The sequence below is a fragment of the Sinorhizobium sp. KGO-5 genome (assembly GCF_036245905.1).
GTDB lineage: Bacteria > Pseudomonadota > Alphaproteobacteria > Rhizobiales > Rhizobiaceae > Sinorhizobium > Sinorhizobium meliloti_A.
Window position 1 is genome coordinate 795267 of the sequence record NZ_BDIZ01000003.1, and the last position, 13470, is coordinate 808736.

Here is a 13470-nt window from a genome sequence, read left to right on the forward strand (position 1 = left end):
ACATTTGTCACATGTGATGAATTATGTCAGCATCTCCGTCCGAAAGAGCTCCATGCCGATCCGCGCCAACGACCAGATCATCCACAAGGCCGCCTGGCTCTACTATACGCACGGCCTGCGCCAGGATGAAGTCGCCCAGCGGCTGGAAATCTCGCGTGCTTCCATCGCCATGTATCTGCGCAAGGCGCGCGAGATGGGCATCGTCACCATCACCACATCGACGGAGCTCTTCTCCGACGACGTCCTTGCCCGCGAGCTGGAGGACGCCGCGGGACTGACGAGCGTCTGGATCGTCCCCGAGGACCGGCAGGCCATGGACCCGGCCGTCGAGATGCCCGTGGTGGCGGCCTCGGTTTTCCTGGAGCTCATCAACAAGGGGGACCGGATAGGGGTCGCCTGGGGCCGCACCGTGTATCACATAGCGGACGTCATGCCGTTCGCCGATCTTCGGGGCGTGTCGGTCGTGCAGCTCTGCGGCAATCTCGGCGCTCCCTACTCCTACCGCCCGGATCAGTGCACGACGGAAATCGCCCGTCGTCTCAATGCCGAAGGCATCAATTTCTATGCGCCCCTCGTCCTCTCATCCGAGCGGCTTGCAGAGGAGTTGCGCCGCGAGCCCGTCATCCGGGAGCAACTTGCCACGATTTCGGACTGCAAGCTCGCACTCTACTCCGTCGGGGGGATCGAGGAGGACAGCCACCTCGTCAAATGCGGTGCCCTTTCGGCGAAAGACATGCATGCCATGGGCAAAAGGGGAGCAGCCGGCGTCATCGCCGGACAACTGATCGATCTCGACGGTCAGTGGATGGACTGCGCGCATAATCGACGCTGCATCTCGGCAGACCTCGACTCCATCCGCGCGATCCGGAAGCGCATGCTGGTGGTGCAGGAGGACAGCAAATTCGAGCCGCTGGTGGCGGCTCTGAAGGGCGGGTTTGCTTCGCATCTCGTCGTCACCGCCTCGATGGCGCGACGGATCATGGACCGCTGGAGCCGCGATCGTTGAATATGCGCGCCGAGCGTCCATCGGGACGCGCGGCGCACGCAATCAGGGCTTCGGCATCCAGGCCGGCATGGCGACGTCGGCATGAGCGAATTGCGGCAGCTTCACGCCGAGTTCTTCCATGTTCTTGATGTCCTGATCGCTCAGATCCTTCTGGGTGATCAGCGTCGGCGGCACGATCACCTGACGGCCGGGATCCTCGCCGGCAAGCAGCATGGCAAGCGAACGCACCGAGACCTGGCCGACGACGGCGGGATTCGTCGCGGCGGTCGCCACCCAGGCCGAGCCCGCCTCCCGCATGGCGGCGATGTCCGAGGTCGAGATGTCGGCCGAGTAGATCTTCACGCTGGAGGAGAGGCCCGCCTCGTCGACCGCGATCTTCACACCCTTGGCGAATTCGTCATAGGGGGCGAACATCACGGTGATGTCCGGGTTGGCTGAAATCACGGAACGGGCCTGGTTGGCGACGGAATTTGCGATCGGGTTGTCCATCGTGCCGAACTGGGCAGCTTCCTCGATGCCGGAATATTTCGTCTTGAATTCCTTCCAGGTCTCGTCGCGGCGGTCGAGCGGGGCGATCCCGGCGACGTAGACGTAACCCGCCTTGAAGCTCTCGCCGTTATCCTTGATCGCCTGTTCGAGGGCGAGGCGGGCGAGGTCGCGGTCGGACTGTTCGATCTGCGGGATCTTCTCGTTCTCGACATTCACGTCGAAGGCGACGACCTTGATGCCGGCATCGACCGCGCGCTGTGCAGCTTCCTTCATGGATTCGGTCAGGCCGTGCTGGATGATGATGCCATCCACTCCGAGCGCTATCGCCTGATCGACCATATCGGCCTGGAGCGCGGCGTCCTGACGGCTGTCGAAGATCTGAAGCTGCACCCCGAGCGCCTTGGCCTGCGCTTCGACGCCCGCGAGATAGGACTGAAAGAAGTCGCCGGTCGAAAGGTAACGCACGAGCGCGATCTTCACGTCGCCGGGCTTGTCGAACGGCTTCGGCATCTCGGCGGCAAGGGACGGTACGCCGAAGGCAGCCGCGCCCATAAGCGCGAGCGTCCATCTGCCCAGGGTTCTGCGAGTTACGTCCATGTCAGTCTCCTCCACTGCTGAACTTTGACGGTCCGCCGAGGTCTCCTCAGCGTTTGCCTCTTTTCGAGAGCGCAAAGGTAAAGATCAGGGCGACGACGAGCACCGCGCCCTTGATGAAATCCTGCGTGTAGTATGGCGCATTCATCATCGTCAGACCCTGCAGGAGGATGCCGACGAAAAGCGCGCCGACGGCCGTACCGAAAGCGTTCGGCTTGGCCGCGCCCAGCACGGCAAAACCGATCAGCGCGGCGGCGACGGCGTCGAGCAGCAGGTTGTTTCCGGAAGCGATATCGCCGCGGCCGAGGCGTGCTGCGAGCAGAATGCCGCCGATAGAGGCGAAGACGCCGGAAATGACGTAGGCCGAGATCTTGTAGGCATTGACCGGCGCCCCCGCGAGCGCGGCCGCGCGCTCGTTGGATCCGACCGCATACATTATGCGGCCGAAGCGGGTGTATTCGAGGAAGAACCAGATCGCCACGGCGAGCACCACGAGCACCACGACCGAGACCGGCACGAGGTTGGGCAGGACCAGATCGAAGCGGTGGCGCCCGAGCGCAAGGAAAGCCGGACTGAAAGTGCCGGTCGCGACCGAACCGTCGGGCAGCGTCATGCCCGCGGCAATCGAGCGGCCCTCGGTCGGGATGCGCTGAAGGCCGAGCAGCAGGAACATCATGCCGAGGGTAGCCAGAAGGTCCGGAACGCGCATGTAGACGATGATGAAGCCGTTGACCAGGCCGACGAGCGCGCCGACGGCAAGGCAGACGAGCGCCGCCGTAAGCGCGTCACCCCCCATCACCACCATGACATAGGACGAAGCCATCATCGCCGTGGTGGCGACCGAGCCTATGGACAGGTCGAACCCCCCGACGACAAGCGTCGCCGTCACGCCGAGGGCCAGAATGCCGGTGATCGACACCGATTGCAAAATGAAGACGGCGCTTTGAGGGGAGGCAAAACCTCCGGTTACGAGCGAGAAATAAAGAACCATGCCGGCGAGCAGCATGAGGAAGCCGTACTTGATCGCGGTTTCCCTGATGCTCCACGGGCCTGGAAGTACGGGGGCCGCGGCGGATTTGCTCTGTTCACTGCTCATAATGCATGACCTGCTGATGGGATTGACCGGCGATCTCCGACAGCAGGCGCTCGACATCGACTTCAGTGTTCCGATGTTCGCCGACGATGGTCTGCTCCGACATGACGAGGATGCGGTCGGCGACCTCGAACGCTTCGTCGAGTTCGGTCAGGAAGAGGATGGTGGAACGGCCCGCGGCCGAGATGCGCAGCTTGTTGCCGATGTCCCGGCGCGCGGCGATGTCGACGCCCTGGAACGGCTCGTCGAGGATGAGCAATCGGGAAGGCTCGCAAAGCCAGCGCCCGACCATCACCTTCTGCTGGTTTCCGCCCGAAAGTGTCTGCATCTCGTCGCGTTCGTTTCGGCAGATGACGCCGAGCGAGGTGATCTGCCCGCGCGCCTTCTCTCTTTCAGCCCTGCGGCTCGATATGCCGAAGCGGGAGAGCCTGCTCAGAAACGGCAGGCTGATGTTCTCGTAGATGTTGAATTCGGGCACGATGCCGCTTTCGGCGCGGTCCTTCGCAACGAGGAAAACGCCGCGCGCAATCGCCTGCCCGGTTGTCTTCGGCGCATAGCGCAAGCCGTCAAGGGTCATTTCGCCGGCCAGCGGGGAGCGCGCACCAAACAGCGTTTCGGCAAGCGCCGTCTTGCCGACCCCAACCAGGCCGGTGACCGCGACGATCTCGCCGTCGAGGAGATCGAAATCGAAAGGCCGCGCATGGTCGGAGAGCTTCAGGCCGCGCACCTTGAAGATCGGCCCGCCGGCCTTGTGCACCGCGATTTTGCCGGCCGAAACCTTGCGGCCCAGCATCGCGTCGACGGCGCCCTCATAGTCGAGGTCGGGCCCGTCGAAACGGCCCGTGATCCGGCCATCGCGAAGCGAGACGATGCGGTCGGCGAGACGGCGGATATCCGACATGCGGTGCGAGATATAGAGAATGGCGACGCCGCGTGCCTTCAGCCGGTCGACCAGATCGAAGAGGCGGTCCGCTTCGGCGCTCGAGAGGGAGGAGGTCGGCTCGTCGAGGATAAGCACCTTCGGCTCATGCGACATCGCCCGGGCAATCGCCACCATCTGCCGGTCGGCAAGCGTCAGGTCGTTGACGTTGGCGGCAAGATCGATGGAGAGCCCCATATGGGCGGCGACCGCGGCCGCCTCGCGCCGGACGCGCCGGGGATTGAAGAAGAACCGCGAGCCACGCCCGTTCAGCCGGTCGAACGTCAGATTGGTTGCGACATCGAGGTCGGCGACGACCCCGTCGTTGATGTTCTGGTGCACGGTGACGACGCCGGCGCGGATCGCCTCGGCGGGCGTCACCGGCTCGAAAGCTGCATCCGCAAGCGTTATCGCGCCGGCGTCGCGCGCATAGACGCCGGAGAGAATGCGCACGAGGGTGGATTTTCCGGCGCCGTTGGCGCCCATCAAAATCGTTACCGCGCCGGCCTTCAGATCGAGATCCACCCCCTGAAGGACCTGCACGGGTCCAAAGGATTTGCGCACGCCCTCGATGCGAAACACTGCCTGTCCGCTCATTGTCTCCTCCCGACGCTGCACGTTAGGATAGCCATTCATCAAATGTCAAGGTCATTGACATTTGCCAGAATGGTGCCTTAGCTGTGCCATGGCGGCGGGTGGTGGAGGCCGCGCCATGCGCAGGAGGAGGACGATATGGACAAGCAAGTCTTCGAGGCGCTCAGCGCCGAAACATTGCCGCATCGGCTCGGCGGCAATTCCGCTCTCAGGGAGAAGATCGGCGAGGACGTCTCGCACTGGACCGTCAAGGAGGTCGGCGACGGCAATCTCAACCTCGTCTTCATCGTCACGGGCAGCAAAGGCACGGCGGTCGTGAAGCAGGCGTTGCCTTATGTGCGCCTTGTCGGCGAGAGCTGGCCACTGCCTCTGAAACGCTCCTTCTTCGAATACCATGCGCTGGTGCGTCAGGCCGCGCGTGCTCCCGGCACGGTGCCGGCGATCTTCTTCTTCGACGAGACGCAGGCGCTGATCGTCATGGAGTATCTGACGCCGCACGTCATCCTGCGCCGCGCGCTGATCGATGGACGCGAATTGCCCAATATAGGCTGCGATCTCGGCCTCTTTGCCGCCCGCACGCTTTTCCGCGGCTCGGACCTTTCCATGGCGACGCGCGACAAGAAAGCGGACCTGGCGCTCTTTGCGGACAATGTCGAACTGTGCGACATCACCGAAAATCTCGTTTTTTCCGATCCCTATTTCGAAGCCGAACTCAACCGCCACACCGCGCCGCAGCTCGACCCGATCGTGACGGAGCTCCGTTCCGACCGTGACCTCAAGGTCGAGGCGCAGCGGCTGAAGCATCTCTTCTCCGCCAAGGCAGAAACGCTCTGCCACGGCGACCTGCATACCGGTTCGGTGATGGTCACGGACGCCGAGACCCGCGTCATAGACCCGGAATTCGCCTTCTACGGACCGATCAGCTTCGACGTCGGGATGCTTCTCGCCAATTTCTGGATGAGCTACTTCTCGCAGAGCGGCCAGGAGAGCACGACCGGCGCGCGCGACAGCATGCGTACTTATCTGCTCGAGACGATCGAAACGATCTGGGAAACGTTCCGCTCCGAATTTGCCCGACTCTGGCGGACCGAGCGCATGGGCATGCTTTACCAGGCGCGCGTTTTTGAGGACAGGAACGACGCGCTCGGCGCCGAGCAGGCGCTCAACATCGTCATCGAGGAAATCTGGCGCGAGATGCTGGGCTTTGCCGGAATTGAGATCCACCGCCGCATTCTCGGCCTCGCCCACAATGCCGATTTCGAAACGATTGCCGATCCCGACCGCCGCGCCGCCTGCGAAAGCAAGGCGTTGAAGCTTGGACGTCATCTCGCCGTCAACCGGCATCGCATCCACAGCCTCAGGGACATCCGCGCCACGGCGGAGCGGCTTCAGAAGGAGACACTCGCGTGAAAATCGGAGAACGTCATTACCACACGATCTGGCTCAACGAGGATGGCCGCTCCGTCGACATCATCGACCAGCGCTGGCTGCCGCACGACTTGCGTGTCGTGACGCTGAAGACTGTCGCCGACGTGGCCGTCGCCATTCGCGACATGTGGGTGCGCGGCGCGCCGCTGATCGGCGTCACCGCCGCCTACGGCGTTGCCATTGCCATGGCGAAGGACCCATCGGATGTGCATCTTGATGCCGTCCGGGACGAGCTTCACGAAACGCGACCGACCGCCATCAACCTGCGTTGGGCCCTCGACGCGATGCGGGACCATCTGCGCCCGCTGCCGGAAGCAGGACGCGCGGACGCCGCCTATGAGCGTGCCGCGGAAATCGCCGAAGAGGACGTCGAACTCAACCGCGCCATCGGTGCGAACGGCCTCAAGGTCATCCGCGAAATCGCCGCAAAGAAGAGGCCGGGCGAGCCGGTTCGCATCCTCACCCATTGCAATGCCGGCTGGCTGGCAACCGTCGATTACGGCACCGCGACGGCGCCGATCTACATGGCGGTCGAGGAAGGCATACCGGTGCACGTCTATGTCGACGAGACGCGGCCGCGCAATCAGGGCGCCTATCTCACCGCCTGGGAGATGAGCAGCCATGGCGTGCCGCACACGCTGATCGTCGACAATGCCGGCGGCCATCTCATGCAGCACGGCGACGTGGACATGGTGATCGTCGGCACCGACCGCACCACGGCCAATGGCGACGTCTGCAACAAGATCGGCACCTACCTCAAGGCGCTCGCCGCACGGGACAACGGCGTACCCTTCTATGTCGCTCTGCCGTCGCCCACGATCGACTGGACGGTCCATGACGGGGTCAAGGAAATTCCGATCGAGGAACGGCCCGGCGACGAGGTGAGCTTCGTGCAGGGACGCGCGTCCGACGGCTCCATCGCCAGCGTTCGCATCTCGCCGGAGGGCAGTCCCGCGGCAAATCCCGCCTTCGATGTGACGCCCGCGCGCCTGATCACCGGACTCATCACCGAGCGCGGCATCGCCGCGCCGTCGCCGGAAGGGCTTAAAGCGCTCTTCCCGGAACGGCGCTGAACCGATGCCGCGACCGGACAGCAGTCAGACCTCTATGCTGCGCCGCGAGGCAATGACATAGAGCCCGCTCGCGAGCGTCGCGACGGCGCAATAGGTGATGGCACCGAGCGGGCCGAAGCTGTCCACGAAGAGCCCGCCGAGAACAGCGCCGCTGGCGATGCCGACCTGGAAGGTCGCAACGATGAGACCGCCCGTGCTTTCCGCATGGTCGGGTGCGGCTCGCACCATCCAGGTCTGGACGGCGACGGGCAGCGCCCCGAATGCGAAGCCCCACAGGGTCACCGCCACGGCCGACACGACATCGAGCGAACCGAAGGTCACGAGGGCGAACGCCATCGCCGCGATGAGCAGCGTTCCGAGGCTCACGGCCGCCGTGATGCTGCGTTCGATGATGAGCCCGCCGGCCAGATTGCCGAAGAAGCCGCCGATGCCGTAAGCCAGCAGGATCAGGGAGATCGCCTCGATGCCGAACTCCGGGACGTTTTCGAGGAACGGGCGCACATAGGTGAAGCCGGCGAAGTGGCCGGAGACGAAAAGCAGGACGGTGATGATCCCGATTCGGATGCTCGGCATGCGCATGAGGTCGAACAGAAGCTTCATGCTCGGCGCCGACTGCGGCGGCAGCCGCGGTATGGTCGCCATCTGCACGATCAGCGTTACGGCACCGACCGCCGCAGCCATCAGGAATGCGGCTCGCCAGCCCCAGAGATCGCCGATATAGGCGCCTAAAGGCGCCGCACAGACCGTCGCCACCGAGACGCCGGTGAAGACGATCGACATGGCACGAGGCACGAGCGACATCGGCACGAGTCGCAAGGCGATCGCCGCCATCATCGACCAGAAGCCGCCGAGCCCGATGCCGAGGACGACGCGTGCGGCAAGGAGCATGGCGAGATTGGTGGCGAAAGCCGCAAGCAGGCTGGAGGCGATCAGCGCCAGGGTGAAGCCCCAAAGCACGAGCCGGCGGTCGAACCGGCGCGTGGCGATGGCGATCGTCAGCCCGGCGACCGCGCCGACGACGGCGGTCGCCGTCACCGCCTGGCCGGCCGTGCCCGTGCTGATACCGAGATCGGCGGCCATCGGCGTGAGAATGCTGACGGGGAGGAATTCTGCGGTGACGAGGCCGAACACGCCGAGCGCGAGGGAGCCGACCCCGGCCCATGCCGGATCGATTCGCTCCTCGCTTTCCGGTATGAACGTCGCGTCCAAAGTGGTCGCTGTATCTGTCATAAGAGCGGTCTCCTTGAGAGGGTCCGGCTTAGATAAGGCGTGACGCCCTGGACATTCCATGCTAGAAATTCCGCAATGCTTGATCATTCGTCCAAAACATTCTCTTCCGCTTCGGAGGATTTTCTCAGCGAACTTCTGCGCGGACTGCGCCTCGACGGCGTCGATTACGTCCGTTGCGAATTGACCGCGCCCTGGGGAATTTCATTTCCGGCGCAGGAGGCGGCACGCTTCCACTTCATCTGCGGAGACTGCTGGCTGCGGGTGGCCGACGGAGACTGGATCGAACTGAAGCGCGGCGATGCCGTGCTTCTGCCGCGTGGCGGCGCGCATGCGCTGGCGAGTGCGCCCGGCGAGAAGCTGTCGCCGCTCGAAGCCTATTCGGTCCAGGAGGTATGCCATTGCGTCTACGACGTCTGCGGGGGCGGGCGCGGCAAGACCACCATCCTTTTCTGCGGCAGTCTGCGGTTCAACATGGATGCCATGCATCCGTTGTTGCGCATGATGCCGGACGTGATGCGCATCGACGCCCTGACGGCAAGCGAGCCGGCGATCCCGCACATGCTCGATGCCATGGCGCGGGAAGTCGGCGCCAGCCGCGTCGGCTCCGGCGGTGTGCTTGCGCGGCTGGCCGACGTGCTCGCGGCGCTCATCATCCGCTCCTGGGTGGAGCACGGATGCGGCAATACCAATGGCTGGGTGGCGGCGGTCCGCCATCCCGGGCTCGGCCGCGTGATCGCGGCCATGCACCTCGATCCGGAAAAGACCTGGACCGTGGATTCACTCGCCAGGCTCATGGGCGCCTCGCGCTCCGGCTTCGCGCAGCAGTTCGCCGCCGTGGTCGGCGAGACGCCGGCCCGTTACCTCACGCAGGTGCGCATGCACCAGGCACGGCAATGGCTGACCCGCGACCGCATGCGCATCTCCGTCGTCGCGCGCCGCCTCGGCTATGACTCGGAGGCCTCGTTCAGCCGGGCCTTCAAGCGTGTGATCGGCCTGCCGCCAAGCCACTATCGCGGCTCCGAACCGCCAGAAGCACCGACATTTACCATCGGCGAGGGCTGAGCGAGAGGCAAAGTAGGCCTACTGCATGTTCCTTTAATCGCAATCGATTGAAGGGCAAAAACATGCAGCAGATCAAAGTGCTGCAGCGACTTTTGCGCGTCTGATAGGACGCGCGGCGCTTTTCGGAGAACTGCAATCTCTCCTCCTTCGTCATTCCTGTGCCTGTCACAGGAATCCAGCAGCGCCGCGTCCGCGGCGCGGGAAGCGTTCTTTCAGCCCAACGACTTGGTCTGGCTGGATCCCTGTGACAAGCACAGGGATGAGGCGATCAAACAAGCGGCGGCAAGCGGCCCGATCGCAGCAGGCCTTAGAACACCCGGGAAAAGTGTGTAACGGTTTTCCGTCCGGAATTGCGTTGGACCAAAGGGTTAGAGCATTTCAGTGTTTCCATGAGACATTGAAGTGCTCTAGCCACTTAATCAGGGCACGGTCTCAAGATCGGTCTGCCGAAACTCGTCGTCGTTGGCCAGGATCGGTACGCCTTGGTATTTGGCGCAAACGTAATGTAGACAGTCACCGAAGTTGAGGCGGTGGCACCCGGCACGATAGCGCTGCCAGCCTCCGGTTCGTCCGACAGCAACGCGATGATGGTACATGCGTCGGCGAACATCAGCTTTCGTCCCACATCGCGTCGAAGGCCTCTCGCGGGAGCGGTTTCCTCGCGGCGTCGCTGATCGCGATGCCGTGCTTCTCCCGAAGCCTTCTTGCAGTCTGCAGCGGCGTTTCCAGGTTTCGCCGGCGCTCTATCGCCTCCTTCATGGCGATGACGATCGCGTCGGTGATGCTGACGTCGGCCATGCGGGCAAATTTGCGCGTCAGGGCATCCGCCTTGGGGTTGTTGACATTGATCGGCACGCCGGCCCTCCATGTGGAGCGTTTCTTTAAATGTAGACCCCTGCATCTGCATAACCAAGCACGGCCATGCGGCAGTTGAGAGCGGGGCGCCGGCTCGCTACCGCAAGCGCCGCCCGTCTTCGGCGAAGAACCGCCTTCGGTCCTCGGGTACGGCGAAAGAAAGTCTTTCCCCTGCCTGCCAGTTCGGGCCCTCGCGCTGTTCGACGACGAGGCTCTGGCCGTCTTCGAGCTGGCAGTAGAGGTAGCGCGTTCCGCCGAGATATTCCGAGAACTCGACCTGGGCAGTGATCCGTTCCGGTCCCGGCTCCGCCACGGCGATATGTTCCGGCCTTATGCCGAAAAGCAGGCGCTCGCCGTGCTTCAGGCTGCCGCCGTCGATCGCTGCCTCGAGTGTGGTCTCGCCGACCCGGATCGTCCCGTCCCCCTGCCATTCCGCATCGAGAAAATTCATCCGTGGCGAACCGATGAAGCCTGCCACAAACATGTTGGCCGGGTCCTCGTAAACGTCGCGGGGGCTGCCGGCCTGCTCGATCCGGCCGTCCCGAAGCACGACGATCTGATCGGCCAGCGTCATCGCTTCCGTCTGATCGTGTGTGACATAGACCATCGTGTTGCCGAGCTCGCGGTGCAGGCGGGCAATCTCGATCCGCATCGAGACGCGCAGTTCCGCATCGAGGTTGGAAAGCGGCTCATCGAACAGGAAGACGTCGGGCTTGCGCACGATCGCCCGGCCGATCGCCACGCGCTGGCGCTGGCCTCCGGAAAGCTGGCCGGGCCTTCGGTCGAGCAGATGGTCGATCTTGAGAATGGACGAGACCTGCGCGACGCGGCGCTCGATTTCGGCCGAATCCGTTCGCGCCATCTTGAGCCCGAAGCCGAGATTGTCGCTGACGCTCATATGCGGGTAGAGCGCGTAGGACTGGAAGACCATGGCGATACCGCGCTCGGAGGGGTCGAGGTCTGTCACGTCCCTGCCCTTGATTGCGATCTCCCCCTCGGTCACCTCTTCGAGCCCTGCGATCATTCGCAGCAGGGTCGATTTCCCACAGCCCGACGGGCCGACGAAGACGACGAAATCGCCTTCCTCGATCGTCAGGTCGATGCCATGGATAACCTCCAGGCCGCCATAACTCTTGCGTATGTCGCTGAGCACGACGCTCTTGTTGCTGATGCCGTTCGCCATCCTGGAGGTCGCCTACTTTTCCGACTGGACCCAGACGAGCATCTCTCCCGGCGCCCGGTTGTCCCAGAGATGATAGGGCACGAAGCGCGCTTTGTGCGGGCGGCGCTCAGGCCTCGTCTGTCGGTAAAGCGCCTTTCCCCAGTCCTCCGTCTCCTCGCGCTCGACGGAAATGTCGATGGCAACCGCACCGTTCAGATCATCGAGCACGACCGTTTCGGCAGCCGGCAGTTCGCGGGGAAGCACAATTGCGTTCAGATCCTCGCCATTGTCTGTGGCTTCGACGCAATAGACCAGCGGACCGCGCATCAGCGCCACGCGGCCGACATCCTGCCGGACCTTCGGATTGGCATATTGCGGCCGAAGCGCCAGCGGCAGATAAAGCGCCACCCGGTCGCCGTCCGACCATTCACGTTCGATGCGGGCATAGCCGCCGGTCAAATGAGCCGAGAGATCGAGCATCCTACCGTTGACGCTTAGCGTCGCGCCGACCGCCCATTCCGGTATGCGCAAGGACAGCGCGAACTTCGCCGGCCTGGCGAGCTTCGTCGTGAAGGCGATCGCCCCCTCCCAGGGGTAGCTGGTCTCCTGCCTGAGCTCGACCTCGGCGCCGTTCGCGAGTTTCAGCCGCGCCGTACTTTCTCCGTAGAGATGGACTGCGATCTCGTCCTCCGCGACCGCATACATATAGGAACCGATCGAGGTCACGAGCCGCGCGATATTGGGCGGGCAGCAGGGGCAATGATGCCACTTCCATCGGTGGTGCCCGCCAGTGCTTTCGAGCGGGTTGTCGTAGAAGAAGGTCTTGCCGTCGATCGAAAGACCCGGCAAGGCGCCGTTGTAAAGCGCCTGCTCCATGACGTCGGCATAGCGGCGGTTCGGGCCGCGGCCGAGCATGCGGCTCGCCCAGAAGACAAGGCCGACGGAGGCGCAGGTCTCGGCATAGGCCGTGTCGTTGGGCAGGTCGTAATAGCAGGTGAAACCCTCGTTCGAGGCTGCCGGACCGATGCCGCCGGTGATGTACATCTGCTTCGTGGTGAGGTCGTCCCACAACGTTTCCAAGGCCGCCGTCAGGCTGTCGTCCCTGTATTCGGTCGCGATGTCGGCCATGCCGGAATAGAGATACATCGCGCGCACGGCGTGGCCGACGACCTTTTTCTGCTCGCGCACCGGCTGATGCGCCTGACCGTATTCATAGGTCTTCTGGATGAAACTCTCCGGATCGCGGCCATCCCTTTTGGCCTCTTCGGTGAAGAAATGCGGCTCGGTGCCGCGCTCGTCGATGAAGAACTTCGAAAGGTCGAGATACTTCTTCTCGCCCGTCACGCGCGCAAGCTTGACGAGAGCGAGCTCGATCTCCTCATGGCCGCAATAACCCGGAATCTGCCCTTCGCCATGCCCGAAGACCGTAATCATATAGTCCGCAAAGCGGCACATGATGTCGAGAAGCTTGCGCTTGCCGGTCGCCTGGTAATAGGCGACGGCAGCCTCGATCAGATGGCCGGCGCAATAGAGCTCGTGGTGGTCGCGCAGGTTGGTCCAGCGCCTGTCGGGCTGCACGCGCTGGAACCAGGCATTGAGATATCCGTCCCGGTCCTGCAGCTTCTCGTACATGTCGATGATCCGGTCGGCACGCGCCTCGAGTTCCGGATTGGGGCGGCGGTAGAGCGAATAGGCGATCGTCTCGATCGACTTGCCCAGGTCGGAGTCCCAGAACATCTGGGTGGTACCGCCCCAGGGTTGGATGGGGATGACGATACCTGGGCTTGGCTCACTGACGTCGATCGCCTTGATCATGCCAGCCTCGACGCAGCGGTCGAGCAGGGTTTCGGCGGTGGATTGGCAGACGGCATCCTGCCATTTGCCCCAGAATCCGCCGAGTTCGACATCGGGAACGGCAACGGGGCGGAACTGGCGGTCTTTCACGGTCTTTGTCATGAGGTTTCT

The 13470-nt window shown here is 63.6% G+C and carries 11 protein-coding genes; 4 read left to right on the plus strand and 7 right to left on the minus strand.

Annotation, left to right across the window (positions count from 1 at the left end; translation table 11 throughout):
• The first annotated feature begins 16 nt into the window (after positions 1–16).
• Entirely contained in the window at positions 17–1006 is a 990-nt protein-coding gene (locus BHD07_RS17750; protein ID WP_338282080.1) for a sugar-binding transcriptional regulator, read from the plus strand.
• A gap of 42 nt (positions 1007–1048) precedes the next feature.
• On the opposite strand, the gene BHD07_RS17755 is transcribed toward BHD07_RS17750, so the two are convergent.
• The 3 genes from BHD07_RS17755 to BHD07_RS17765 are packed head-to-tail and all read right to left on the minus strand — an operon-like array spanning position 1049 to position 4698.
• Positions 1049–2092: a substrate-binding domain-containing protein gene (locus tag BHD07_RS17755; protein ID WP_338282081.1), complete on the minus strand. Its 1044-nt coding sequence runs from the start codon at positions 2090–2092 to the stop codon at positions 1049–1051.
• 46 nt (positions 2093–2138) lie between these two features.
• A complete protein-coding gene (locus tag BHD07_RS17760; protein ID WP_275599513.1) occupies positions 2139–3185 on the minus strand; it encodes an ABC transporter permease in 1047 nt (348 codons plus the stop codon).
• Positions 3175–4698, minus strand: a complete 1524-nt coding sequence (locus tag BHD07_RS17765) for a sugar ABC transporter ATP-binding protein (protein WP_338282084.1) — start codon at positions 4696–4698, stop codon at positions 3175–3177. The genes BHD07_RS17760 and BHD07_RS17765 overlap by 11 nt, the downstream gene beginning before the upstream one ends.
• Before the next feature lie 135 nt (positions 4699–4833).
• Here BHD07_RS17765 and mtnK point away from each other — a divergent pair, with 135 nt between their 5' ends.
• Positions 4834–6105 carry an S-methyl-5-thioribose kinase gene (gene mtnK / locus BHD07_RS17770; protein WP_338282086.1) on the plus strand — a complete coding sequence of 424 codons (1272 nt, stop codon included), beginning with the start codon at positions 4834–4836 and terminating at the stop codon, positions 6103–6105.
• Positions 6102–7196, plus strand: coding sequence for an S-methyl-5-thioribose-1-phosphate isomerase (gene mtnA / locus BHD07_RS17775; protein WP_338282088.1), 1095 nt, complete (start codon positions 6102–6104; stop codon positions 7194–7196). Before mtnK ends, mtnA begins: the two co-directional genes overlap by 4 nt.
• A 24-nt stretch (positions 7197–7220) precedes the next feature.
• Here mtnA and BHD07_RS17780 read toward each other — a convergent pair whose 3' ends face one another.
• A complete protein-coding gene (locus tag BHD07_RS17780) occupies positions 7221–8426 on the minus strand; it encodes an MFS transporter (RefSeq protein WP_338282090.1) in 1206 nt (401 codons plus the stop codon).
• 75 nt (positions 8427–8501) lie between these two features.
• Between BHD07_RS17780 and BHD07_RS17785 the strand changes: the two genes are divergently transcribed.
• Complete coding sequence (locus BHD07_RS17785; RefSeq protein WP_324764470.1) at positions 8502–9488, plus strand: AraC family transcriptional regulator; 987 nt, start codon at positions 8502–8504, stop codon at positions 9486–9488.
• Positions 9489–10097: 609 nt separating this feature from the next.
• Here BHD07_RS17785 and BHD07_RS17795 read toward each other — a convergent pair.
• From BHD07_RS17795 to BHD07_RS17805, 3 genes are all read right to left on the minus strand, one after another.
• Complete coding sequence (locus tag BHD07_RS17795) at positions 10098–10343, minus strand: type II toxin-antitoxin system VapB family antitoxin (RefSeq protein WP_338282093.1); 246 nt, start codon at positions 10341–10343, stop codon at positions 10098–10100.
• A 97-nt stretch (positions 10344–10440) separates the two neighbouring features.
• Positions 10441–11526, minus strand: coding sequence for an ABC transporter ATP-binding protein (locus tag BHD07_RS17800; RefSeq protein ID WP_338282095.1), 1086 nt, complete (start codon positions 11524–11526; stop codon positions 10441–10443).
• A gap of 12 nt (positions 11527–11538) precedes the next feature.
• Positions 11539–13461, minus strand: coding sequence for a glycoside hydrolase family 127 protein (locus tag BHD07_RS17805; protein ID WP_338282097.1), 1923 nt, complete (start codon positions 13459–13461; stop codon positions 11539–11541).
• Positions 13462–13470 lie beyond the last annotated feature (9 nt).

Excerpts from the sequence above, each read along its gene's own strand:
- BHD07_RS17750 (WP_338282080.1), top strand. The coding sequence starts at position 17 with ATGAATTATGTCAGCATCTCCGTCCGAAAGAGCTCCATGCCGATCCGC.
- BHD07_RS17755 (WP_338282081.1), bottom strand. The coding sequence starts at position 2,092 with ATGGACGTAACTCGCAGAACCCTGGGCAGATGGACGCTCGCGCTTATG.
- BHD07_RS17760 (WP_275599513.1), bottom strand. The coding sequence starts at position 3,185 with ATGAGCAGTGAACAGAGCAAATCCGCCGCGGCCCCCGTACTTCCAGGC.
- BHD07_RS17765 (WP_338282084.1), bottom strand. The coding sequence starts at position 4,698 with ATGAGCGGACAGGCAGTGTTTCGCATCGAGGGCGTGCGCAAATCCTTT.
- mtnK (WP_338282086.1), top strand. The coding sequence starts at position 4,834 with ATGGACAAGCAAGTCTTCGAGGCGCTCAGCGCCGAAACATTGCCGCAT.
- BHD07_RS17780 (WP_338282090.1), bottom strand. The coding sequence starts at position 8,426 with ATGACAGATACAGCGACCACTTTGGACGCGACGTTCATACCGGAAAGC.
- BHD07_RS17785 (WP_324764470.1), top strand. The coding sequence starts at position 8,502 with ATGCTTGATCATTCGTCCAAAACATTCTCTTCCGCTTCGGAGGATTTT.
- BHD07_RS17800 (WP_338282095.1), bottom strand. The coding sequence starts at position 11,526 with ATGGCGAACGGCATCAGCAACAAGAGCGTCGTGCTCAGCGACATACGC.
- BHD07_RS17805 (WP_338282097.1), bottom strand. The coding sequence starts at position 13,461 with ATGACAAAGACCGTGAAAGACCGCCAGTTCCGCCCCGTTGCCGTTCCC.